The 24,077-nt window shown below is 50.0% G+C and carries 21 protein-coding genes, 1 riboswitch and 2 other annotated features; of the genes, 14 read left to right on the top strand and 7 right to left on the bottom strand.

Annotated elements, in window-relative coordinates:
* Positions 1-9: 9 nt before the first annotated feature.
* From ACRPK8_RS05405 to trpA, 13 genes are all read left to right on the top strand, one after another.
* A complete protein-coding gene (locus ACRPK8_RS05405) occupies positions 10-1,134 on the top strand; it encodes a Leu/Phe/Val dehydrogenase (RefSeq protein ID WP_432237275.1) in 1,125 nt (374 codons plus the stop codon).
* Positions 1,135-1,150: 16 nt separating this feature from the next.
* Positions 1,151-2,254 carry a butyrate kinase gene (gene buk, locus ACRPK8_RS05400; RefSeq protein WP_432237274.1) on the top strand — a complete coding sequence of 368 codons (1,104 nt, stop codon included), beginning with the start codon at positions 1,151-1,153 and terminating at the stop codon, positions 2,252-2,254.
* Positions 2,224-3,645: a dihydrolipoyl dehydrogenase gene (gene lpdA, locus ACRPK8_RS05395; RefSeq protein WP_432237273.1), complete on the top strand. Its 1,422-nt coding sequence runs from the start codon at positions 2,224-2,226 to the stop codon at positions 3,643-3,645. The genes buk and lpdA overlap by 31 nt, the downstream gene beginning before the upstream one ends.
* A gap of 13 nt (positions 3,646-3,658) precedes the next feature.
* The gene (locus ACRPK8_RS05390) at positions 3,659-4,672 is read left to right on the top strand and encodes a thiamine pyrophosphate-dependent dehydrogenase E1 component subunit alpha (protein WP_023467595.1); all 1,014 of its coding nucleotides are present in this window, start codon (positions 3,659-3,661) and stop codon (positions 4,670-4,672) included.
* Complete coding sequence (locus ACRPK8_RS05385) at positions 4,669-5,652, top strand: alpha-ketoacid dehydrogenase subunit beta (protein WP_023467596.1); 984 nt, start codon at positions 4,669-4,671, stop codon at positions 5,650-5,652. The genes ACRPK8_RS05390 and ACRPK8_RS05385 overlap by 4 nt, the downstream gene beginning before the upstream one ends.
* Before the next feature lie 14 nt (positions 5,653-5,666).
* A complete protein-coding gene (locus ACRPK8_RS05380; RefSeq protein WP_432237272.1) occupies positions 5,667-6,935 on the top strand; it encodes a dihydrolipoamide acetyltransferase family protein in 1,269 nt (422 codons plus the stop codon).
* Between the two features lie 56 nt (positions 6,936-6,991).
* Positions 6,992-7,243: a binding site (T-box leader), on the top strand.
* Positions 7,244-7,291: 48 nt separating this feature from the next.
* Positions 7,292-7,541: a binding site (T-box leader), on the top strand.
* A gap of 52 nt (positions 7,542-7,593) precedes the next feature.
* The gene (gene trpE, locus ACRPK8_RS05375) at positions 7,594-8,988 is read left to right on the top strand and encodes an anthranilate synthase component I (RefSeq protein WP_432237271.1); all 1,395 of its coding nucleotides are present in this window, start codon (positions 7,594-7,596) and stop codon (positions 8,986-8,988) included.
* The gene (locus ACRPK8_RS05370) at positions 8,985-9,551 is read left to right on the top strand and encodes an anthranilate synthase component II (RefSeq protein ID WP_432237270.1); all 567 of its coding nucleotides are present in this window, start codon (positions 8,985-8,987) and stop codon (positions 9,549-9,551) included. The genes trpE and ACRPK8_RS05370 overlap by 4 nt, the downstream gene beginning before the upstream one ends.
* Before the next feature lie 6 nt (positions 9,552-9,557).
* On the top strand, positions 9,558-10,574 hold the full coding sequence (trpD, locus tag ACRPK8_RS05365) for an anthranilate phosphoribosyltransferase (protein ID WP_432237269.1): 1,017 nt from the start codon (positions 9,558-9,560) through the stop codon (positions 10,572-10,574).
* Positions 10,571-11,338, top strand: coding sequence for an indole-3-glycerol phosphate synthase TrpC (gene trpC, locus ACRPK8_RS05360; protein ID WP_432237268.1), 768 nt, complete (start codon positions 10,571-10,573; stop codon positions 11,336-11,338). Before trpD ends, trpC begins: the two co-directional genes overlap by 4 nt.
* Positions 11,335-11,904, top strand: coding sequence for a phosphoribosylanthranilate isomerase (locus ACRPK8_RS05355; protein WP_432237267.1), 570 nt, complete (start codon positions 11,335-11,337; stop codon positions 11,902-11,904). Before trpC ends, ACRPK8_RS05355 begins: the two co-directional genes overlap by 4 nt.
* A complete protein-coding gene (gene trpB / locus ACRPK8_RS05350) occupies positions 11,901-13,097 on the top strand; it encodes a tryptophan synthase subunit beta (protein WP_432237266.1) in 1,197 nt (398 codons plus the stop codon). The genes ACRPK8_RS05355 and trpB overlap by 4 nt, the downstream gene beginning before the upstream one ends.
* Positions 13,097-13,879, top strand: a complete 783-nt coding sequence (gene trpA, locus ACRPK8_RS05345) for a tryptophan synthase subunit alpha (protein WP_432237265.1) — start codon at positions 13,097-13,099, stop codon at positions 13,877-13,879. The genes trpB and trpA overlap by 1 nt, the downstream gene beginning before the upstream one ends.
* Positions 13,880-14,046: 167 nt before the next feature.
* On the opposite strand, the gene ACRPK8_RS05340 is transcribed toward trpA, so the two are convergent.
* The 7 genes from ACRPK8_RS05340 to ACRPK8_RS05310 all read right to left on the bottom strand — a co-directional run bounded on the left by ACRPK8_RS05340 (position 14,047) and on the right by ACRPK8_RS05310 (position 22,968).
* On the bottom strand, positions 14,047-14,256 hold the full coding sequence (locus tag ACRPK8_RS05340) for a GNAT family N-acetyltransferase (protein ID WP_432237264.1): 210 nt from the start codon (positions 14,254-14,256) through the stop codon (positions 14,047-14,049).
* A gap of 16 nt (positions 14,257-14,272) precedes the next feature.
* Positions 14,273-16,246, bottom strand: coding sequence for a penicillin-binding transpeptidase domain-containing protein (locus ACRPK8_RS05335; protein WP_432237263.1), 1,974 nt, complete (start codon positions 16,244-16,246; stop codon positions 14,273-14,275).
* 116 nt (positions 16,247-16,362) lie between these two features.
* Positions 16,363-17,079, bottom strand: coding sequence for a peptidoglycan DD-metalloendopeptidase family protein (locus ACRPK8_RS05330; RefSeq protein ID WP_432237262.1), 717 nt, complete (start codon positions 17,077-17,079; stop codon positions 16,363-16,365).
* Positions 17,080-17,321: 242 nt separating this feature from the next.
* Positions 17,322-18,212 (bottom strand): diacylglycerol/lipid kinase family protein, encoded by an 891-nt coding sequence (locus ACRPK8_RS05325; RefSeq protein WP_432237261.1) that lies wholly within the window; start codon positions 18,210-18,212, stop codon positions 17,322-17,324.
* 142 nt (positions 18,213-18,354) lie between these two features.
* Complete coding sequence (locus ACRPK8_RS05320; RefSeq protein WP_432237260.1) at positions 18,355-19,818, bottom strand: alanine/glycine:cation symporter family protein; 1,464 nt, start codon at positions 19,816-19,818, stop codon at positions 18,355-18,357.
* 193 nt (positions 19,819-20,011) lie between these two features.
* Positions 20,012-21,811: a ribosomal protection-like ABC-F family protein gene (gene abc-f, locus ACRPK8_RS05315; protein WP_432237259.1), complete on the bottom strand. Its 1,800-nt coding sequence runs from the start codon at positions 21,809-21,811 to the stop codon at positions 20,012-20,014.
* A gap of 275 nt (positions 21,812-22,086) precedes the next feature.
* On the bottom strand, positions 22,087-22,968 hold the full coding sequence (locus tag ACRPK8_RS05310; protein ID WP_432237258.1) for a DUF1002 domain-containing protein: 882 nt from the start codon (positions 22,966-22,968) through the stop codon (positions 22,087-22,089).
* A 193-nt stretch (positions 22,969-23,161) separates the two neighbouring features.
* Positions 23,162-23,268, top strand: a riboswitch (TPP riboswitch).
* A 73-nt stretch (positions 23,269-23,341) separates the two neighbouring features.
* On the opposite strand from ACRPK8_RS05310, the gene tenA reads away from it, so the two are divergent.
* Positions 23,342-24,037 (top strand): thiaminase II, encoded by a 696-nt coding sequence (tenA, locus tag ACRPK8_RS05305; protein ID WP_432237257.1) that lies wholly within the window; start codon positions 23,342-23,344, stop codon positions 24,035-24,037.
* The last annotated feature ends 40 nt before the right edge of the window (positions 24,038-24,077 follow it).

The raw sequence follows: 24,077 nt of genomic DNA, 5'->3' as shown, positions 1-24,077 counted from the left end.
GAACTTAAAATGGTCGAAACAAACGTAGAATCACGCTTCAGTATCTTTGAAACAATGGAGATGGAAGATTACGAACAGGTCGTTTTTTGTCACGATAAAGTATCTGGGTTAAAAGCCATCATCGCGATTCACGATACGACACTCGGTCCGGCACTCGGTGGACTCCGTATGTGGAACTATGCCTCAGACGAAGAAGCATTGATTGATGCGCTCCGTTTATCAAAAGGAATGACATATAAGAACGCAGCAGCTGGCTTGAACCTCGGTGGTGGTAAAGCGGTCATCATCGGAGATGCGAAGACACAAAAATCGGAAGCACTCTTCCGCGCATTCGGGCGGTATGTTCAGTCACTGAACGGTCGTTACATCACAGCGGAAGATGTCAATACGACAGTAGCAGACATGGACTACATCCATATGGAGACGGACTTCGTTACAGGTGTCAGCCCAGCATTCGGATCAAGCGGGAACCCATCACCGGTTACGGCGTACGGTGTTTACCGTGGTATGAAAGCAGCAGCAAAAGAAGTGTACGGAACAGATTCACTTGGTGGAAAAACGATTGCGATCCAAGGTGTCGGTAACGTTGCCTTCAATCTATGCCGTCATTTGCATGAAGAAGGGGCGAAGTTGATCGTTACGGACATCAATCAAGAAGCACTGCAACGTGCAGAAGAAGCATTCGGTGCCTTGATCGTCGCACCAGAAGACATCTATAGCGTTGATGCGGATATCTTTGCACCATGTGCTCTCGGTGCAACATTAAACGATGAAACGATTCCACAATTGAAAGTCAAAATTATCGCCGGTGCGGCAAATAACCAACTCAAAGAAGACCGTCACGGTGACATGCTTGAAGAACGCGGTATTTTATACGTACCAGACTTCGTCATCAATGCCGGTGGTGTCATCAACGTTGCCGATGAACTTGACGGATACAATCGTGACCGTGCCATGAAAAAAGTTGAACTCGTCTACGATGCAGTCACGAAAGTGTTTGAAATCGCAAAACGCGATCATTTACCGACATACCGGGCGGCTGAGAAAATGGCAGAAGAGCGCATCGCAACGATGCGTAGTGCCCGCAGTCAGTTCCTGCGTCGTGATAAAAACATTCTAGGATCACGCGGCTGATCAGAGGAGGATATTCATGAGCGAACGTATTTTAACGATCAATCCCGGTTCGACGTCAACGAAGATCGGTATCTTCGAAGGAACGAACCAGGTGTTCACGAAGACGTTACGCCATCCAGCGGAGGCGGTCGGAGGACCGCTTCCAGCGCAGCTGGAGATGCGTCGTCACGTGTTACTCGAAGTGTTGGCTGAAGAACAGATTGATTTGAAAGCGCTTACGGCGGTCGTTGGGCGCGGTGGGTTACTCCGACCGCTCGTCAGCGGTACGTACGCCGTCAATCGGGAAATGCGAGAAGACTTACTCAGCGGTATTTTTGGCGTCCATGCATCGAACCTCGGTGGACTCCTTGCGGACGAAATCGCGCGGACACTCGACATCCCATCGTTCATCGTCGATCCGGTCGTCGTTGACGAGCTAGAGCCGATTGCACGGATTACAGGCTTACCTGAACTTGAACGAAAGAGTATTTTTCATGCCTTGAATCAAAAAGCTGTCGCGAAACGGTATGCGAAGGAAATCGGACGTCCCTATGAGGAACTGCGCCTGATCATCGCGCACATGGGCGGCGGGATTACGGTAGGCGTGCACCAAGAGGGGCGTGTCATCGACGTCAACAACGGACTTGACGGAGAAGGTCCGTTTTCGCCAGAACGCAGCGGATCGCTACCTGTTGGTCAACTAGTAGAACTATGTTATAGTACCAAGTATAAACTGGAAGAGATGAAGCGTCTGGTCGTTGGGTCAGGCGGACTTGTCGCGCACTTGGGAACGTTTGACGCGATTGAGATCGAGCGCCGGATTGAAGAGGGCGACGAAAAAGCGGCGTTGTTATATGACGCGATGGCGTACCGGATTGCAAAAGAGATCGCTGGTCAAAGTGCCGTCTTGTTCGGTCAGATCGACGCGATCATTCTAACAGGCGGACTTGCCTATAGTGATCGGTTGACGCGTGCGATCGAAGAACGCATCGCCCACCTCGGTCAAGTCGTACGTAGTCCTGGTGAAGATGAGTTACAGGCGCTCGCAGAAGGAGTGTTGCGTGTCTTACGTGGGGAAGAAGAAGTTAAGGAATATGGAGGCGAACCAACATGGCTAGAGAATTCGACGTCGTTGTCCTAGGTGGCGGACCCGGTGGATATGTCGCCGCGATCCGCGCGGCACAAGCCGGGAAGTCGGTAGCAATCGTGGAACAAGGAAAATTAGGCGGGACATGCTTACATCGTGGCTGTATCCCATCTAAAGCCTTTTTGAAATCAGCAGCAGTCTATCAGACGGTCAAACACGCTGCTACATATGGCGTGGACGTACCGGAATCGTTTTTACGATTCGAACAGGTCAAACAACGTAAACAAGAAATCGTAGATGGATTAGAAGCCGGTATTCAGCACCTGATGAAAAAAGGAAAGATTGAAGTCTTTCACGGTCGGGGTTCGATTCTTGGACCAAGCATCTTTTCACCGATGCCGGGAACGATCAGCGTCGAGCCGGAAGAAGGCGAAGGCGAATTGATCCTTCCGCGTCAACTGATCGTCGCGACAGGGTCGCGTCCACGTCCATTAAACGGACTCGCTTTTGATTCAGAGTATGTCCTCAGCTCGGATGATGCACTCGACATGGCAGACTTGCCGAAATCGATCGTCATCATCGGTGGCGGCGTCATTGGTGTCGAATGGGCATCGATGTTGACGGATTTCGACGTCGCCGTAACGGTCGTCGAATTCAGCGATCGGATCTTACCGACGGAAGATGTGGCAGTCAGCCGTGAAGTCGCCCGTCAGTTGAAAAAGCGGGGCGTCAAGATTCATACCGGCGCAGCTGCACAAAGTGATACGTTCCGGATGTCGGAAGACGGTGTCTCAATCGCGATCGACCGGAACGGCGAACAGACGACGCTTGAAGCGGATAAATTGCTTGTCGCCATCGGTCGAATGGCGAACGTCGAAGGCATTGGGATTGAAAACACGAATATCGTCGTCGAAAATGGCTTCATCCAAGTCGATGACCATTTCCGGACGAAGGATCAACATATCTATGCGATCGGGGATGTCATCGGTCGCTTACAACTGGCGCACGTTGCGTCAGCAGAAGGTGTCAAAGCGGTCGAGGCGATCGTAAACGGAACGACGACACCCCTTGAGTATGCGTTCGTACCACGTTGTATCTACAGCGTACCGGAAGCGGCATCGGTCGGTTTAACGGAAGACGAAGCAAAACGTGCCGGAATGGATGTCAAGGTAGGGAGCTTCTCGTTCAACGGGTTAGGGAAAGCACGGATCGAAGGAGAGGCGGCAGGCTTCATCAAGCTCGTCTCCGATGCGAAGACAGATGATCTCGTCGGCGTTCATATCGTCGGACCAAAAGCAACGGAACTGATCAGTGAAGGTGGATTAGCACTCGTACTGAATGCGACGGCATGGGAAGTCGGACAGCTCGTACATCCGCACCCAGCCTTGTCAGAAGCATTCGGAGAAGCAGCACTTGCCGTCGACGGACTTGCGGTTCACGCCTAAGGAGGAATTACGGATGGAAAAGATAGAATTCAAAGAATTAGTAGAACTCGGATTAACGGAACAGGACGCAATTCAGATGTTCGAAACGATGGTCCGTGCGCGGAAGATCGACGAACGGATGTGGAAATTGAACCGGGCAGGAAAAATTCCCTTCCTCGTCTCATGTCAAGGACAAGAAGCGGCTCAAGTCGGTGCAGCATTCGCCCTTGAAAAAGGAACGGATTACATCTTGCCGTATTACCGTGATTTAGGCGTCGTCTTGCACTTCGGTCAAACATCACGCGATATCATGCTGTCGGCATTCGCAAAGGCAGAAGATCCGAACTCAGGTGGTCGCCAAATGCCAGGGCACTACGGTTCACGTGCATTAAACATCGTCACAGGTTCAAGTCCGGTCACGACACAAGTCCCACACGCTGTCGGAATCGCACTGGCTGCGAAGATGCGTAAGGAACCACTCGTTGCCTACGTCTCGTTCGGAGAAGGTTCTTCAAACCAGGGAGATTTCCACGAAGGAGCGAACTTTGCCGGAATCCATAAGCTCCCGGTCATCTTATTCTGTGAAAACAATAAATACGCGATCTCGACACCTCTCTCGAAACAGCTGTCGGCGAAACACGTCGCTGACCGGGCAATCGGCTACGGAATGCCTGGTTATACGGTGGACGGCATCGATCCACTTGCTGTCTATAAGGTCGTCAAGGAAGCACGCGAACGTGGATTACGGGGCGAAGGTCCAACATTGATCGAGGTTGAAGTCGAACGCCTCGTGCCACACTCATCGGATGATGACGATAAATCATATCGTTCTGCTGAAGAACTCGATGCCTTAAAAGCACGTGACGGAATTAAACTCTTCCGTGCACGTCTGATTGAAATGGGTGTCCTGACGGAAGAATCAGCGACTGAAATCGAACAAGCGATGGAAAAAGAAGTCGATGAAGCGACAGCTTATGCGGAAGCAGCGGCTTACGACGCACCAGAAAATGCATTACGTTACGTGTACGACGAGGAGGAAACAAAATGACGACGTTAAGTTTAATCGAAGCGATCAACAGTGCAATCAAAGAAGAGATGGAACGCGACGAGTCTGTCTTCATCCTCGGCGAAGATGTCGGTGTCCGGGGTGGTGTTTTCCGGGCGACACAAGGATTGCTCGAACAATTCGGAGAAGAACGTGTCATCGATGCACCGCTCGCTGAAAGTGCGATCGCCGGTGTCGGAATTGGAGCTGCGATGTACGGGATGCGCCCGATTGCTGAAATGCAATTCGCTGACTTCATCATGCCAGCCGTCAACCAAATCGTCAGTGAAGCGGCGAAAATTCGGTACCGTTCGAACAATGACTGGACGTGTCCGATCGTCATCCGCGCACCGTTCGGCGGCGGTATTCACGGGGCACTCTATCATTCTCAGTCGGTCGAAGCGATGTTCAACTCGACGCCTGGTCTGAAAATCGTCATCCCATCGAATCCATATGATGCAAAAGGATTACTGAAGGCAGCGATTCGTTCGAATGATCCGGTCTTGTTCTTTGAGCACAAACGAGGCTATCGTCTGTTAAAAGGAGATGTTCCGGAAGGTGATTATACGGTCGAAATCGGTAAAGCAGACGTCAAGCGTGAGGGCGAAGACGTGACGATCATCACTTACGGGCTATGTGTCCATATGGCACTTGAGGCAGCAACACGCCTTGAAAAAGACGGAATCGATGTCCACATCCTTGACTTGCGGACCGTCTATCCAATCGACCGCGAAGCAGTCGTCGAAGCAGCGAAAAAGACAGGGAAAGTCTTGCTCGTCACGGAAGACAATAAAGAAGGTAGCGTCATGAGTGAAGTGTCGGCGATCATTGCAGAAGAAGCATTGTTCGATCTTGATGCACCGATTGAACGACTCTGTGGTCCAGACGTCCCGGCGATGCCATACGCTCCGACGATGGAGAAGTTCTTCAACATCTCAAGTGAGAAAATTGAAGATAAAATCCGGACGTTACACGCATACTAAGGGGGAACTGACCGATGAAGACTGAAACACTTACGATGCCACAACTCGGGGAAAGCGTCACGGAAGGAACGATTTCGTTGTGGCTCGTCAAACCGGGCGATACTGTCAAAAAATATGATCCGATTGCGGAAGTCATTACCGATAAGGTAACGGCAGAAGTCCCATCTTCGTTTGATGGTGTGATCGAGACACTGCTTGCGGAAGAAGGCGATACGTTGCAAGTCGGTGACGCGATCGTCACGATGCAGGTCAGCGGTGGATCAACGGAAGTTGCGGCGACCGAACAAGAAGTGCCGGCTGTCGAAGAGACGACGACGTCTGATACCTCGATGAAAAAACGCTATTCACCAGCGGTCTTGAAACTATCGGGAGAACATGGCATCGACCTCGAACAAGTGACGGGTACGGGAGCTGGCGGACGGATTACCCGGAAAGATCTGTTGAAACTGATCGAATCCGGCTCGATTCCAGCGCCACAAGCAACTGAACCAAAACCGGAAGCACAAGCATCTCCGGTAGCGACTCCAGCAGAAGCACCACCCGCACCAAAACGTCCAGCTAGTGCGCCACAGTCGACAGAGACGGGTGACATCGAGATTCCGACTGCCGGTGTACGTCAAGCCATCGCTTCGAACATGGTCCGCGCGAAACACGAAGCACCACATGCTTGGTTGATGATCGAAGTCGATGTGACGAACTTGGTCGAAGCACGGAACCGTCATAAAGATGCATTCTTCAAACAAGAAGGGGTCAAATTGACGTTCTTGCCGTTCTTCATGAAGGCGACGGTCGAAGGATTGAAGAAACATCCGATCATGAACTCGACATGGGCGGGAGATAAGATCATTCAAAAGAAAGCGATCAATCTATCACTTGCTGTCGCGACGCAGGAAGCTCTGTTCGTACCGGTCGTCAAGAATGCGGATGAACTAAGCATCAAGGGGATCGCACGCGCGATTGATGACTTCGGGAAACGGGCACAAGCCGGCACGTTGTCATCTGCAGAGATGCAAGGCGGGACGTTTACGGTCAACAATACGGGCTCATTCGGTTCAATCCAATCAGCACCGATCCTTAACTTCCCGCAGGCGGCGATTCTATCCGTTGAATCGATCGTCAAACGTCCAGTTTGGGTGAACGGCATGTTCGCAGCACGCGACATGGTCAACCTCTGTATGTCGATCGACCACCGCGTACTCGACGGACTCGTTGCCGGACAGTTCCTCCAAACCGTCAAACAAGCGCTCGAATCGATTGATCCGAACCAACTTTCCTTATACTGAGAGTTTCCAGTTGACAGGGAAGAAGAAGCATCGTAATATAAGAATCAACTCAACACACGATAGCAAAGACGAAGAGAAGTAACTTGTGAAACGATTCAAGAGAGCTGATGGGTGGTGCGAATCAGTATCGGGCAACAAGCGAATGGCCTTCTGAGCTTCAGACCGAATCCTTTCAATGGGTAGTAGGCTCTGACGGGTTCCTCCCGTTATCGGGGTCGACGAATCAGGACAACGGTCCGGTTCGTTTCAAAGGGGACGGTGTCAGCATCGTCAACGAAGGTGGTACCGCGGGTCTTCCCGTCCTTCATGTTCTGCATGAATGGGCGAGAAGACCCTTTTCGTATACAATCGAATCGAACAAATCGTAGAGTGAGTTAAGTAGCGAAACAACATCGGCGTTTCAGAGAGCGGAAGAATGGTGCGACTTCCGTACGGCGAGGTTTCGTGAATGGTCTCATGAGAGCGTGGCTGAACGAAGAAGTAGGTCGCGACGGATGCCCCCGTTACCGTAGGCTATGATGTCTCTTCTTTAGACGCATCAGACAGAGTGGGAACGGTCGAACCGTTCCAATTGAGAGGTGGCACCGCGAGATCATCGTCCTCCATACAGCATATGCTGTGTGGAGGACTTTTTTTATATTCCAGGAGGCGAACAGGGATGGTTCAGACAGATACACTTATCATCGAACAACTTGAACTAAACGGCGACGAGATGACGCCGATCATGATTTTTCAACAACTGAGCGGAACACAGAAATGTTTACTTGAAAGCTCCGCCCATACGGATCAAGGACGGTATTCAATCATCGGTGTTGATCCGGTGGAGATGATTCGGGCAGAGGGACGAACGGTGACACGGGAGGAGTTGACGACAGGTCAACAGACGCAGGAAACGGGTGATCCAGTACGCCTGATGCAACAGATGATTCTCCGCAAGGGTGTCAAAGAAGACCTTCCATTCTTAGCAGGCGGGATCGGATATGTCGGATACGACATGATGCGGGCGTATGAGACGATCGGAGCGGTGCCGGAACGAACGCGCCAATTACCGGACGCGCTGCTCGCCGTCTACGACCAAATCATCCTGTTCGATCATCTTGAGCACCGTGTCCATTTGATTCAGACGTCGCTCGGTGGCATCACTGATCGTGACGTCTTACGTCAACGTTTGGCAGAACGAAAAGCACAACTCGAGCAACCGCGAGAGCGAACGGACATCGAGCGACCACTCCGGGATGTCATCTATGAACCATTGATGGATCAAGAGACGTTTGAAGGGCTCGTTGAGCAAGCGAAGACACATATTCGGCAAGGGGATGTCTTCCAACTGGTTCTCTCGCAACGACTCGATGCGACGTTCTCAGGTAATCCGTTCCAATTTTACCGGAAGCTCCGCAAGGATAATCCGAGTCCCTATCTCTTTTATATCGACTTAGGGGAAGCCATCGTACTTGGTGCTTCTCCTGAAAGCCTCGTCCAAGTCAAAGGAGACCGGGTGACGACGAATCCGATTGCCGGTACACGTCGCCGGGGGAAGACGAAAGAAGAGGACGAACGACTGGCAGAAGAGTTGCTGCACGACGAGAAGGAACGAGCGGAACATCGAATGCTTGTTGATCTCGGGCGTAACGATCTCGGTCGGATTTGCCAGATCGGTACCGTTGAAGTGACACGATTGATGCAAATCGAGCGATTCAAGAACGTCATGCACCTCGTCTCGGTCGTCGAAGGGACGTTAGCAGTCGGTAAGACCGGAGCAGATGCACTCGTCTCTTGTCTCCCGGCAGGCACGGTCACCGGTGCTCCGAAAATCCGGGCGATGCAACTGATTGATCAGTATGAACAGGTCAAACGAGAAGTATATGCCGGGGCGGTCGGCTATTTCGATATTCGCGGGAATATGGATTTTGCCCTCGCCATCCGGACGATGGTCATCAAGGATGGCGTTGCCTCCGTTCAAGCAGGTGCTGGTATCGTTTATGACTCGATTCCACGCCTTGAATATCAGGAGACATTACACAAAGCAAAATCACTACTGGAGGTTTGGAAATGATCGTCCTGATTGATAACTATGATTCCTTTACCTATAACCTATATCAATACGCATCGGTTTACACGGACGTCCACGTCATTCGAAACGATGCAATCAGCATCGAAGCACTTCGTGAGATGAAGCCGGACGGTATCATTCTCTCACCCGGTCCCGGTCGTCCGGCTGACGCCGGCATCTGCATCGATCTGATTCGTCAACTATCCGGTCAAGTTCCGATTCTCGGCGTCTGCCTCGGGCATCAGGCAATCGGGGAAGCGTTCGGGGGACGTGTCGTCGAAGCACCGGTCATCATGCACGGAAAAACATCAATGATTCAACAAACCGGTCAACTCTTTCGTGAGATGACGGAAACGCTAGAGGTCATGCGCTACCATTCCCTGATCGTCGCGCGAAACGATTTACCAACGGAACTCATCATCACGGCAGAAACGGAGGACCGGACGATCATGGCGCTCGAGCACAAGACACATCCGACATTCGGCATGCAGTTTCATCCGGAATCCGTCGGAACACCACAAGGACAACAGATGATTAAACGATTCATTGAATTGACGAAGGAGTGACGAACGATGAAAGAGACGTTATTAAAATTAGCGGAAGCAAAACATTTACGATATGAAGAGATGCAACAGGCAGCACGCGAACTGTTTGCGGAAGACGTGACCGATAGCGAAATTGCCGCTTTTCTCGTTGCACTAAAAGCAAAAGGGGAGACTGCAGAAGAATTAGCCGGTCTCGCTTCAATCATGCGTGAGGTCGCACTCGACATTCCGGTCACAGGTGATTTCATGGATAACTGTGGAACAGGTGGCGACGGTTCACAATCGTTCAACATCAGTACGACAGCCGCCTTCGTCCTAGCAGGTGCCGGCATGAAAGTCGCGAAGCACGGGAACCGGAGTGTCTCGAGTAAAACGGGCAGCGCTGATGTGCTCGAAGCACTCGGGGTTTCGCTTGACGCAACACCGGAACGCTTAGCAGAACAGCTTGAGACGAACGGAATTGCCTTCTTGTTTGCGCAACGGATGCATCCACGCGTCAAGCAAATCATGAAGGTCCGCCGCGACCTACGGATTCCGACAATCTTTAACTTGATTGGTCCGTTAACGAATCCGGTTCCGCTTAAGACACAACTATTAGGAATTTACCGGGAGGATATGCTTGAGACGATGGCGTTGACATTACACCGACTCGGACGGAAGCGGGCGATCGTCTTGCACGGCGCAAACGGAATGGATGAAGCATCGCTTGCCGGAACGAACCAACTCGTCTTACTCGACGAAGGGGAATTGATCCGTTTCAGTCTTCACCCGGAGGAAGTCGGACTGAAGACAGCTCCACTTGAAGCGATCCGCGGTGGGAGTGCAAAAGAGAACGCGGCGATATTACTCCGTGTTCTGGGTGGAGAGAATGGTGCTTATCGCGATACCGTCTTACTGAACGCTGGGATTGCGCTCTTTGCAGCGAACCGGGCGAAGACGATCGAAGAAGGAATCGCTCTAGCAGCAGAGAGCATCGACTCAGGACGAGCGATGGAACGATTAAATCAATTAAGACAAATGACTCGGGAGGAAGCAATCGGATGAATATCTTAGAGCGCATCATCGAAACGAAACGGATAGAAGTTTTACAATTGAAATTAAACGGGGTCGAACGAACTGAGCGAGAGGCATTGAAGCCGTCCATCGCACAGCGATTAGTAGGCACTGATTTATCCGTCATCGCGGAAATCAAACGGGCTTCACCTTCTAAAGGGGCAATCGCACTCGACGTCGACGTCGTCGCACAGGCAAAACAATATGAATCGAGTGGTGCCACTGTCATCTCCGTCTTGACGGACGAGACGTATTTCAAAGGGTCGATGGACGATTTAGCGGCAGTCGCTTCAGCAGTCGATATCCCCGTCCTTTGTAAGGATTTCATCATCGATCGGGTTCAGATTGACCGAGCTAAAACACACGGCGCACGGTTGATTCTCTTGATTGTCGCTGCCCTCGATCAGGAAACGCTTGCTGACTTGTACGCGTATGCTTACGCGGAAGGACTTGAGGTCTTAGTCGAAGTCCATGACGAAGAGGAATTACGCCGGGCAGAGGCGATTGATGCGCAGATCATCGGTATTAACAACCGCAACTTAAAGAAATTCGAAGTCGATTTGCAGACATCGGTCGGATTACTGAAACAGAAGCAACCTGGTGTCCGGTACATCAGTGAAAGTGGGATTAAGACGGTCGAGGAAGCACAGCGGTTACACGCGGCCGGTGCAGACGGAATTCTCGTCGGCGAGACATTGATGCGGGCAGATGATCCGCAAGTCTTCATCCGAGAAGCGAGTGGCGTCCGCGTATGACACGGATTAAGTTTTGTGGTCTCCGGGAAAGAGACCATGTCGAAGCGGCAGTTCGCTTCGCCGATTACATCGGTTTTGTCTTTGCCAAGAGCAAACGACAGGTCACGCTGGAAGAGGCAGCACGTCTCAGACGCGACATTCCGAGTACGGTTCAAGTCGTCGGTGTGTTCGTCTCCCCGACTTATCAACAGGTGATTGACGCCGTCGAACAAGTCGAGCTGGATCTCATTCAAATTCATGGGACCATCCCGAACGGCAAGCTACCGGTTCCCGTCATTCAAGCGGTTCCCGTGACGGACATCACAGAAGCACAGCAACTGGCGGATTATCTGCTCGTCGACGCACCGGTTGCTGGAAGTGGCGAGACATTCGACTGGTCACAAGAGATTCAAACCAACCGTCCGCTGTTCATTGCTGGCGGTTTGACAGCAGGGAACGTCGAAGAAGCAATCAAACGTTATCACCCGTTCGCCGTCGATGTCTCAAGTGGTATCGAGACGGATGGACGAAAAGATCCGATCAAAATGCAGGCATTCGCAGATGCCGTAAAGGAGAGAAAACTATGAGCTACGCACAACCGGATACATTAGGTCAATACGGTAAATATGGTGGTCGTTATATCCCGGAAACATTGATGCACGCCGTGATTGAACTCGAGGAAGCATATGCAGCAGTGAAGGAGGATCCAGCGTTTCAAACACGGATGGACGAATTGCTGAAAGAATACGTCGGACGTGAGACACCACTTTACTTCGCTGAACATTTGACGAAAACAGTGGGAGGCGCAAAAATCTACTTGAAACGAGAAGACTTGAATCATACCGGTGCGCACAAAATCAACAATACAATCGGACAAGCATTACTAGCTGAACGGATGGGGAAGCGGAAAATCGTTGCCGAGACCGGGGCAGGGCAACATGGTGTTGCAACAGCAACGGTTTGTGCCTTACTTGATCTCGAGTGTGTCATCTTCATGGGGGAAGAGGACGTCCGGCGCCAGGAATTGAACGTCTTCCGGATGGAGTTGCTCGGAGCAACTGTCATCCCGGTCACACAAGGGAGTCGGACACTCAAAGATGCCGTCAACGAGGCACTTCGCTACTGGGTCAAACACGTTGACGATACGCACTACTTGATGGGCTCCGTTCTCGGACCGCATCCGTTCCCGCAACTCGTGCGTGACTTCCAAGCAGTCATCGGAAAAGAAACACGTCGTCAAATCATCGAAAAAGAAGGACGTCTGCCGGAGGCAATCGTCGCGTGTGTCGGCGGTGGCAGTAATGCGATCGGGATGTTCCATCCGTTCATCGATGATACGGACGTAAAATTGTACGGGATCGAAGCAGCCGGTAGCGGTGTTGAGACGGACAAACACGCGGCGACGATGACAAAAGGAGAGGTCGGTGTCTTGCACGGCTCGATGATGTATCTCTTACAGGATGCGCACGGTCAAGTACAAGAAGCACACTCAATCTCAGCAGGACTTGATTACCCGGGCGTCGGACCGGAGCATAGTTTGCTCAAAGATATCGGTCGCGTCCAGTATGAGGCGGTGACCGACGGCCAAGCACTGGAAGCACTACAACTATTAAGCCGCAAGGAAGGAATCATCCCGGCACTTGAATCAGCACACGCGATTGCCTATGCGACACAACTCGCTGCTGAGATGAAGAAAGATGAAGTTCTCGTCATCTGTTTGTCTGGACGGGGTGACAAAGATGTCGTCACTGTTCGAAACGCACTAAAGGGGGAAGCATGATGCGATTAGAAACAGCGATTCGTAGCGTTACAAGTAAAGGTGAAAAAGCCTTCATCCCGTACGTCATGGGGGGAGATGGAGGAATCGATCAACTCCCAGAAATCCTGACGTTCCTCGCTGAATCCGGCGCGACGGCGATTGAAGTCGGCGTTCCGTTTTCGGATCCCGTCGCCGATGGTCCGGTCATTCAAGAGGCGGGGCTCCGGGCGCTAGAAGCGAACGTCGGACTTGAGGATGTTCTTGAGGCAGTTCGGATTGCCCGTCAGACCGTCGATGTTCCAATCGTCTTGATGACGTACTTGAACCCGATTTTCCGATATGGGTTAACGGCGTTTCTAGCGACATGCCGCGAAGTCGGGGTCGACGGCTTGATCATTCCCGATTTGCCGCTTGAGCAGAGCGAACAGTTTTTCGAAAACGAGGACAAGTCAGACATCGCACTCGTTCAACTCGTTTCCTTGACGAGTCCGATGGAGCGGATCCAAAAGATTGCCGATCAAAGTGAAGGATTCCTTTATGCCGTCACAGTCAACGGAACAACAGGTGGACAGACGACGTTTGATACGACGCTCGAAGACCACTTAGCGAACGTCGCGGCCAACAGTCCAGTACCGGTCCTTGCCGGATTTGGGATCAGTACACCGGAACACGTCAAACAATTGAGTCGACCGGTTTCTGGTGTCATCGTCGGCAGTAAGATTGTCGACTTACTTCATCAGAACGATCGAGAAACGATTCAACAGTTGATGGCAGCACGTCTTGCGACGACTCCTTCACATTAATAAAAAGAGCGGATGATCACACGATCATCCGCTCTTTCGTATAGAGATTACTGTTGGACGAACTACTTCTGCAAGTTCGTATATAGCGGCTCGCTTCCGAGTTCCTCATAAAATGTTGCGGCCCGGTCGTTGACCGACCAAACATTTAAGCGAGCAGTATCGACCTTTCACTTGAGCGCGATTTCCTCCGCAACCTGCATTAACTGGAGACCAATTCCCGACGAACGGTGGGAATCCGTGACACCAACGTCAGTGATGTTCAAAATCCGAACGGGTGTAAACCGGTCGGGTGCCGGTGCAGTCCACATGCCAGACAAGTAATCAATGAGTGTTTCTCCGTCGAGCGCCGTCAGTGGAGGCAGAGCAGGGTGAATCATCACACCATAAAGACAATCATCGATTTTGTTTGAGGACTTCTGCGACGAGTCCAGATACATACGGACTGCCGCGATCTTCTTTTTCGACCGATTCGATCATGATGGCAACGAGAAGATCTTTTTTATCGTTATCGTAACCGACAAAGAAACCATTCTCTTTTCCGTCGGTTTCGCCTGCTTTTTTCAATTCTGCCGTACCTGTTTTACCGGCAACATCCACTTCCTTGATATCAGCCGGGAGCGTGTAACCGTTATGAACGACGTCATAGAGATCATCGCGAATCATCTTCGCGTCTTTCGCATCCAGTAGATCTTTTTTGAAGACTTGCTTCGTTTTTTCTTCTTGTAAAAGAGTCGGACGATAGATTGTTCCATCGGTCAGGAAAATTTCATACATCGATGCTAAGTGCAGAATATTCGTCAACATCTGTCCTTGTCCGTAGGACGTGTCCATCAGCTGTCCATCTGAAGCAATCGTGCCGTCGTTTGAGATCTGTGAGGCACGTAACGGATACGTAAACGGTAGCTTTTCGCCGTACCCGAGTGCTTCAAGTCCAGACGTGAACGCCTTCGTTCCGACCTGTTCGAGTGTCGAGCGGGCAAAGTAGATGTTATCGGAATAAACGAGCGCATTGTGCAGATTAACGGGTGCTGGCGTCTCATGAATCCGCGTGACGTTAAAACCATCGATCTTATTTTTCAGTCCATTGATTGTATAAGCTTTTTCGGGATCGAGCGTTCCGCTCTTCAATCCGACAGCAGCCGTCAGTGGTTTTTGAGTCGAACCGGGTGCGAAGGCACTCGTGAATCGGTTCAACAACGGTTGATCCGAATCCTGCGTCAGTTCATCGAGTCGTGCTTGCGAGATTCCTGACATGAGTTCGGAAGGATCAAAGCCAGGAGAGCTGAGTAAGACACGCGTCTCACCAGTCCGCGGATCAATCGCTGATGCCGTGCCCGGATCCTCCTGCATCGTGTCGTACGTTTTTTTCTGAAGGGCGGCATCAATCGTCAACGCGATATCTTCACCATCCGTCGGTTTCGTTTCGGCAACGGTAACGCTTGAACCGTCTTTTTTCTGTAAGGTGATTGTCGCCCCGGCTTTACCGCGTAAGCGATCATCAAGTACTTGTTCCAGCCCGCGTTTCCCGACTTGTTCACCGGCTTGGATTTGATTTTTCGATTCTTTAATTTCGTCCGCTGTTGCAGAACCGATATAACCGATTAAGTGTGAAGCCGCCTTCCCGAGTGGATATGTTCGGACTTCCGTCTCCTTGACGCTGATACCTGGAATGTCGCGCAATTTCGCAACCGTTGCTTCGTCGGTCAGTGTTTTGAGCGGAACGAATTGTCCATCTTTCACCCAGCTCGCCTTCAAGGAATCTTTGACCGAAGAGGTCGGGCGGTCGAGCAATTCGGCGACTTGTGCGACGTCTTTTAATTGCCCGGCTGTCGCGCCGACTTCATATCCTTTCCCGGAGGTCGCGAGCGGTTTATCGTTCGCATCAAGTATATCACCACGTTTGCCTTCGACGGTTTGCAGCTGGACTTTATCGTCCTTTTTAAAATCTTTTAGGACAAAAGAAGAATCCCAGTCGATGAACCAGTTTTCGGTCTCACCTTGTTTTTCAAATGTCAATGGAACTTGTTTATCGTAAGCGACGGATCCTGCAATCGTATCAAATGAGATTTGGACGGGAAGAGACGCTTTTTTATCATCTGTCGCTTCCTCTGCTTTTTTTCGCTCGACGGATAATTTTTTAATATCAAGCGATTTCGATAATTGTTTCGTCCGCTCGATAAATTCTTTTTTACCGTATTCTTTTTTAGTAGCCGTACTCGCATACGTATACATCTTATCGTAATCTTGTTTTTCCCAAAGTTTGATGTAGGCATCAAGCCGTTCTTCTGGTGTCGGCTGATCTTGACAACCGGCAAGTAACGCCACACCAAACGTTGCGGATAAAAGAAGAGGGGTCGTTCGTTTCATGTGTTTCGCCTCCGTTGTGGATTAGACTCATAATCATACCGTACCATTCCTGTCAGGAGATTTCATCTGAAATACAAAACCGGACTTCTCGCCATGAGAAGTCCGGTGAATCAAGCTTAGTTGAAGTAATTGAGGGGATTGACGCTGTTCGCAGCAGACGTTCCGCTGTAAACATAAGATCCGCGATGCATCTCGAAATGAAGGTGAGCACCGAATGCATTGCCTGTCGCGCCGACGGTTCCGATTTTCGAACCTTTAGCAATCGTTTGTCCGACTGAAACAGAGCGGCTATTTAAGTGTGCATATACCGTCGTATATTGGATGCCGTTGACCGTATGTGTCATCATGACGTGATTACCGTATGCACCGTAGTAACGAGATGTGATGACCTTTCCAGCAGCTGATGCGTAGACAGGCGTACCCGTCGGAGCACCAATATCGATGCCGTTGTGGAACGTATAACCGTAAACACCGCTCGCAGCACCGTATCCTTGTGTGATCGGACCGCTTGCTGGACGGGAGAAGCCAGTCGTTGCTTTTGTTGAAGTCGTTGTACTGTACTTTTTGACATATGTAGAAGAGACGTAGCGTGATGCACCACCATACGAAATTTTTGTCCATGAACCGGAAACACCAAGATAATTAAATGTCTGTCCTGTATTGACGCTACCGACGACTTTATAAGCTGTTGATGGACCTGTCCGGACGCGAAGTCCGTCTGCCATGACTTTTACTTTATATGTCGTTGCGGCCTCAACTTTCGAAGCACTCGTTGTCGCAAAACCGGAAACTACCAAAGCTGTCATTGTCATTGTTGTAAGTAAACGTTTCATTGAGTGTATTTCCTCCTTAAAAATCTGAAGCGACAGAACTGATCATTACAAAATTGTAAGAATTTATGTATATTTATTTATTTTAGGGAATGTTTTTTTGCTTGAGATGATTATAGCATCGTCAATAACACAAAAATATTTCAAATATGTTTCAAAATTACGCTTTGTTAACATATATTGTAATGGTTTTTTTAGTAAAAAAAGAACTGACAGTGCGTCAGTTCGTTGAAAGAGTAGACCTATTAAGGTGAATCAGGTGAGAAGACGGTCAAATGTTGGGGGAGAACTTCAACAGTAACGGGAACATGACCCGCTGTATCCCCATCAGCATTGATCGGGAGCTCCTCTTTCGAACGGATCTCGACACGTTTCGTCGTGAAGTGTTCGATTTGATCTGCTTTTGATAATCCGCCCGTGATGAGCTTCGGCAGTGCCTGGAGGGCATCAATGAACCCAAGTTTTGTGATGATGAATCCGTGGAGCAGTCCATCATCGACCTTTGCCTCTTCCGCAAATGATTCAAATCCGCCGACAGAATTCGTCAAAGCGATGATGAGCAAGTGTGCTTCTCCATCGAACTGTTTCTCATCAGAATGGATTTCAATCGGATAAGGACTGTGATCTTTAAAAGCTTTCAGACCTTCGATGAAATACGCAACCGATCCGAGTGACGTCTTTTGTTCGACACTGACCTCTTCGACTGCTTCGGCAATTAAACCGACGGCGATGACATTCATGAAATAGTGATCATCGTACTTGCCGATATCGAGAGGACGGGCAGGGGCGTCCGCTAAGATCCGGATTGCTTCTTCCGGATCCGTTGGAATCTTCAGTGCCCGGGACAAATCATTGACGGTTCCGAGCGGTACGATTCCGAGTGTTGGGCGATGTGATTGCTCGGCGATCCCGGTGATGACCTCGTTGACTGTTCCGTCACCCCCCATGGCGATGACAGCATCATACCTAGATTCGGCAGCGTGACGAGCGAATTCCGTCGCATCGTGTTCTTTTTCCGTGAAACGGACGTCAACGGTTTGAAAGCGAGTAGCGAGTGTCTCCTCGGCGAGCATCGCGTGTTTTTTTCCGAGTTCTTTACCTGACGATGGGTTGATGATCAGCATGACGTGAGACAAGATGAATTCCTCCTTCGATACAATCTGTTGACTTTTTCCCTGTCCGACGCAAACATAATCCAAGTTCTCTTTTTTAGCAGATTAAAAGCACCGAGTAGGCGCAAAGGCATACTCGGTGCTAAAGTTCGAAACGATAGATGATTTATTGGGAAGGTGGTACTTCACCAGCTGCAGGACGCGCTTCTTCTTCAACATCCCAGCACTCTGTATTTTCGATGCCGAGTGCTTTTGCTGAGAAGACAGGATCGAGTCCCTGCTTCCGTTGTTGCTGGTAGTCTTTGATGACTTTGAGGGCAATGCCTCCCAACAGAAGGATTGCCGTCATGTTGATCAACGTCATCCCTGCCATGAAGAGGTCGGCAAAACTCCAAACCATACCAAGGCTGAGAACGGATCCGATGAAGACGAAGCCCATTGTCGCAATCCGGAAACCGAAGACAGCTGCAGGACTCTGTTTGATGAACTCGATGTTCGTCTCACCGTAGTAGTAACTACCAACGATTGAACTGAAAGCAAATAAGAAGACGCTTAGTGCGATGAATGGTGGAGCAATCGCACCGAATTCCTCAGAGAGTGCGTTTTGTAACATGCCGATCCCTTCACCGTTTCCAGCAGCATAACTATCACTGAGAAGGATGATTGTTGCTGTCGCTGTACAGACGATCAACGTATCAAGGAATACACCAAGTGTTTGCAAGAAACCTTGTTTTGCTGGGTGTGAGACTTCAGCAGCAGCAGCGGCGTTCGGAGCAGATCCCATACCAGCTTCGTTCGAGAACAAACCACGTTTGACACCAAGTGAAATCGCAGCACCGACCGAACCACCGACTGCTTGTTCGATCCCGAAGGCACTTTTGAAAATCATTGCGAAGACACCAGGTAGCTCAGTGAGGTTCGTAACGACGACATAAAGAGCAGCAATCAAGTAAAGTCCTGCCATGATGGGAACGACGATCGCAGAAAACTTTGCGACACGGTGGACACCACCGAAGATGACAAGTCCTGTCAAGACGACGAGTACAGCACCGACAATGGCTGTATTGATACCGAACGCATTGTCAAAAGCAGCAGCAATCGTATTCGATTGAACGGAGTTGAAGATGAGTCCGAATGTAACGGCAATCAAGATTGCGAAGACGATTCCAAGAGCACGATTCTTTAAGCCTTTTTCGATGTAGTAGGCAGGACCACCACGGTATGCGTTCGATTTTGTATCCCGCACTTTGTAGACTTGAGCGAGTGTACTCTCGATAAGCGCTGTCGCACCTCCGAGTAACGCGACCATCCACATCCAGAAGACGGCACCTGGTCCACCAAGTGTGACGGCGATCGTAACACCGGCAAGGTTACCAGTACCGATCCGTGTCGCAGCCCCGATGAAGAATGATTGGAGAGAAGTGATGCTTTCTCCTGTATCATCCGTCGTTTGTTCACTCTTATCGAGTGTGACGCGGAACATCTCTTTTAAGTAGGTGAATTGAATGAAGCCGGTCCGGATCGTAAAGTAGATCCCGCCGCCGATCAAGACGGCAATGAGTACATATGACCATAAGATGTTGTTCGCGTAATCGACACTTCCTTGAATAACTTGCTGAATGGCATTCATGATGATGTATTCCTCCCAAAGAATAATAAAAAGCTATAAGCTAAATTATACGAATTTTCAGATAATAAGCAACAAAAAAATAAAATTAAATTTTAAAACTTAATAAAGTGAACTAAATCGATGTGGTTCAATCCTCAGAAAAAAGAACAAGACTGCCGTTCTCTAAAGGAGACGGCAGTCTTGTTGAAGGGACTCATTCAAATTGGAACAGCTGATCATATAAGGCATCGAGTTGTTGCTGAAGGGAGTTCGAAACCGTGTTGTTCGACCGTTCCTGTTTTTCGATTTTCCGTTCAAGCCGCTCAATCTGTTTTTCTACTTCATGTTGCGACAAACGTGTTGGGCTTTTGGGGATTGTTTTGCTTGGTGAAGGCATAGCTAGCACGGCCCGCTTTTGCTGGGCATAAGAATAGGTACCGTGATAGCGCGTCAGACCATGTTCTAGCCAAAAAATCTGCGAAAACAGACGATTCAAGAAATAGCGGTCGTGTGAGACAGCAATCAGTGTCCCGGAAAAATCTTCGAGGGCCTCTTCGAGTATCTCCCTAGATTCGATATCCAAATGATTCGTCGGTTCATCAAGAATCAATACGTTGACATTCGAATGAACGAGGACGGCAAGCTGCAGTCGTACACGTTCTCCGCCGCTCAGTGACAAGACAGATCGGAAGACAGTCGGTCCGAAGAACAGGAACCGGGCAAGAAGATGACGGGCTTCCGCTTCCGGAACGGCAATCCGTTGTCTGAACCAGTCGATCAATCGGGCGTCCTCTTCGAAATAGGCGTGTTGGGACAAATAACCGACATGATTCGATGGTCCGCACGTAAGCGTACCCGCGTCCGGTGACAATTCGTTCAGCAGCAGCGACAGCAACGTCGACTTTCCGCTTCCATTCGTTCCGACGATAGCGATTCGATCCTCTGCCATGATCTCGAACGAGATTGCATCAAAAAGTGGTCGCGTCTCGTAGGCGAAAGACAGGGTTTCAGCGCGAAAGACGACTTGGCTCGTGTGATCGGTAGAAGAGAACGAGACGTCAGCAGTTTTGGCTTCGAGCTGTGGTCGTTTAATCCGTTCGATTCGCGCGAGCGCCCGTTCCATCGATTTTGCTTTACGGAACAGCTTCTCACTCGGTGGAGAGGCTTCGTTCGCCCATTGCCTCAGTCGACGAATCGCTTCTTTCATCTTCTTGATTTTTTTCTGCTGCTCCTGATACGCATGGAACTGTTCGAGCAGCCGACGTTCTCTCTCGACGACGAACGCACTGTAATTGCCGGTATAAGATGTCAGTTTGCCATCTTCTAATTCGACGATCGAGGTGACGACGGCATCTAAGAACACTCGGTCGTGAGAGACGAGCAGGACGGTTCCGGTATAGTCCCGTAAAAACTGCTCCAGCCATTCAACGGCAGCTAAATCGAGATGGTTCGTCGGTTCGTCAAGAATGAGGAGATTCGGTGCCATCAGCAATATACGACCGAGACAAATCTTCGTCTGCTCACCGCCGCTTAACTGATGGAAGGGGCGAGTGAGTAACGGCCGAAGGTGCAGACCGTTCACCATGCGCTCGATCTTTGAATCGAGCAAGTAACCGTCTTGTTGTTCGAACGCATTTGTCGCTTCTGCATAACGCATCAGTAAAATATCGAGGCCGGCAGTGGGGGCGGCCATCTCTTGTTCTAAACGTTGCATCCGAGAACGGATCGCGAGGATGTCCTCAAACGCTGTCCAAAGGACGTCGAGTCCGGTCATCGTCTCACAATATACAGGAAGTTGTTCCAAGTAACCGATCGTCAAACCATTTTTTTGGTAGATGACACCACCGTCCGGCTGATCGAGTCGAGCCAGTAAGCGAAGCAATGTCGTTTTACCACTCCCGTTTCGTCCGATCAAACCGACGCGGTCGTGTTCGTTTAAGAAGAGGGAAACGTCCGTTAAGACCGTCTCGCCTCCGAATTGTTTAGTCAGGTGTTGAATGTCGCAAATCATCATTATCTATTCGATCCTTTCGCGCGCATCAAAAAAGGAGAGCGCAAATAGCACTCTCCATCACGTGTGAAAGATGCGCTTTGCTGTATTTTTCAGTCATGAAGTTCTAAAAAGGGCAGACGGGTGCCTTAGAACGCCATTCCATGAAAAATCGCGCGCAACAGATACAATTGTTCCATTAACCAATGTTTGCACGCGGCAAAGTCCATCTTTTCACACCACCTTCCGTTTCAGATACAGGTAGTTTACCATTATTTTGTCAGATGAGGAAGTCTGAATTATTTGAATACCCCGGCAATCGAGCTGAAGAAGTCACTTAATCCATCAAATAGTTTAGCGAAGAATCCTTTCGTCTCCTCGGACGTTGCAAAGGCGTGGATATCTTGACCGGCATTTTTCAGTCCGCTCTCGATTTGTCCCCAGTTGATGTTCGCTTGTTCCATTTGATTGAACAGATTCGTCAATCGATCCATTTGGGCGTCAGACAATTGAATATTGTTGTTTTGAATGACTTGGACGATCAGATTTTCAATCTCGACTTTCGTTTGCGGTTTTTGATTCGCGATCTCCGCCTTGATCTCGTTCATCAAGTCAGCGACTTTATCCGTTCCGACCGTCTTTCCGACGTCGGATGTGACTGACAATTCTTGCTGTGCTAGATCCTTGCGTTCGTCACTCAGCTTGATCCCAGTCTCAGCCGAAGTTTGATCGTATGCCTTCATGATTCCCGTCAGTGCCGATGTCCCGGTCACCTTGTACGGGGAAGTGATCGTGATGTCGGCATCTTTGACACCCGCCGTGACGAGAGCGTTAAGATACATGTCCTTCGTGACCCACGTGATGTTTTCCGTTGCAACAGAAAGCCCGTCGCCTTTTTCCGTCAACTCGATCTTAGCCGACGAATACATGTTGCCGCCTTTTTGCGATTGCGGGATGTTCTTCCCGAGATACTTTTCTTCGTCGGCAGAAGTGGCGATGATCGGCGTGATGCCTTCCGGTGCATTAAGACGTGAAAGCACCCAAGCTTTATCCTTCGCGCCGAGTGACTCACCGAGTGTGACGATGGTCTTGTCGACGACCTGCTCGGCGGATGCGGCTGTTGGGAGTAATAAAGCAGAAGCGATAACGGCTGACGCCATGATTTTTGTTGGTGTATGCATAATGAAATCCTCCAATTGTAAGTAACAGAATGAATTATAGTATCAGGTACTAAAGTAAGTGTACGAGAACGAAAGACGTTCGGAATCGGTCTACAGATGGAGAGGGCATCCGCCTTCTGACACTTCAATGTATAGCGGAACGAGGACAACTTGACTTCCATTTTCAGCATGCTATAGTGGATTTGAATCGAATAATGACCACTAGGGGAGTCGGTAGGCCGACTGAGACGAACGAAGACGTTCGGACCCTTTGAACCTGATTAAGTTCGTACTTACGGAGGGAAGTGGCGTCAAGTCTTGTTCTTCTTGCGCCATGCCCGTGTGTTTCGGGGTGGTGTTTTTTCGTTTCATAAAAAACGAGGAGGATGAGATCATGACATTTACACAAGAAATCAAGCAGGCGGCACAAGCGTACTGGGATAGTAGTTTTACGCACCCATTCGTACAAGGAATCGGAGAAGGGACGTTACCGCTCTCGAAATTTCGGCATTACGTCATGCAGGATGCCTATTACTTAAAACACTTTGCGAAGATACAGGCGAAGGCAGCGTCAAAAGCAGACGACTTTGCGACGATCGCAACGCTTGCCGAGCACGCGACGTCAACTTACGGAGCGGAATTGAGTCTCCATCAATCATTTTTTGAGCCGCTCGGGATCACGGAAGCGGATCTTGCGGCGTTCGAACCGGCACCAACAGCCTATGCCTATGTCTCGCACATGCATCATGCGAGCGAGGGAACACTCGGTGAGACGATTGCTGCCATTTTGCCATGTTACTGGCTGTATTACGAAGTCGGTCAACAGTTACTGACGTGTACACCGGAAGAAAAAATCTATCAGCAATGGATCGACACCTATAGCTCGGAATGGTTCGAAAAAGTCGTCTTTGAACAGATTGCCCGGCTCGATGCGCTGGCGGAACAAGCCAGTCCTGCGGAACGCGAGCGCATGAAACGGCATTTCGTGACGAGCTGTTATTATGAGTTGCTGTTTTGGCATATGGGCTGGACGGAAGAGACGTTTACGTCGGTCTATGAGACGATTCCGGCGCGAACCGTATCTTCTTGAACCAATAGATGGTAGAATTAGGTATATCTTGTAGCGAAAG

This window comes from Exiguobacterium sp. TDN 0502, assembly GCF_050846835.1.
Classification (GTDB): Bacteria; Bacillota; Bacilli; order Exiguobacteriales; family Exiguobacteriaceae; genus Exiguobacterium_A.
The sequence above is the reverse complement of the archived record's forward strand: the minus strand, read 5'-3'. Positions and strand labels throughout refer to the sequence as shown.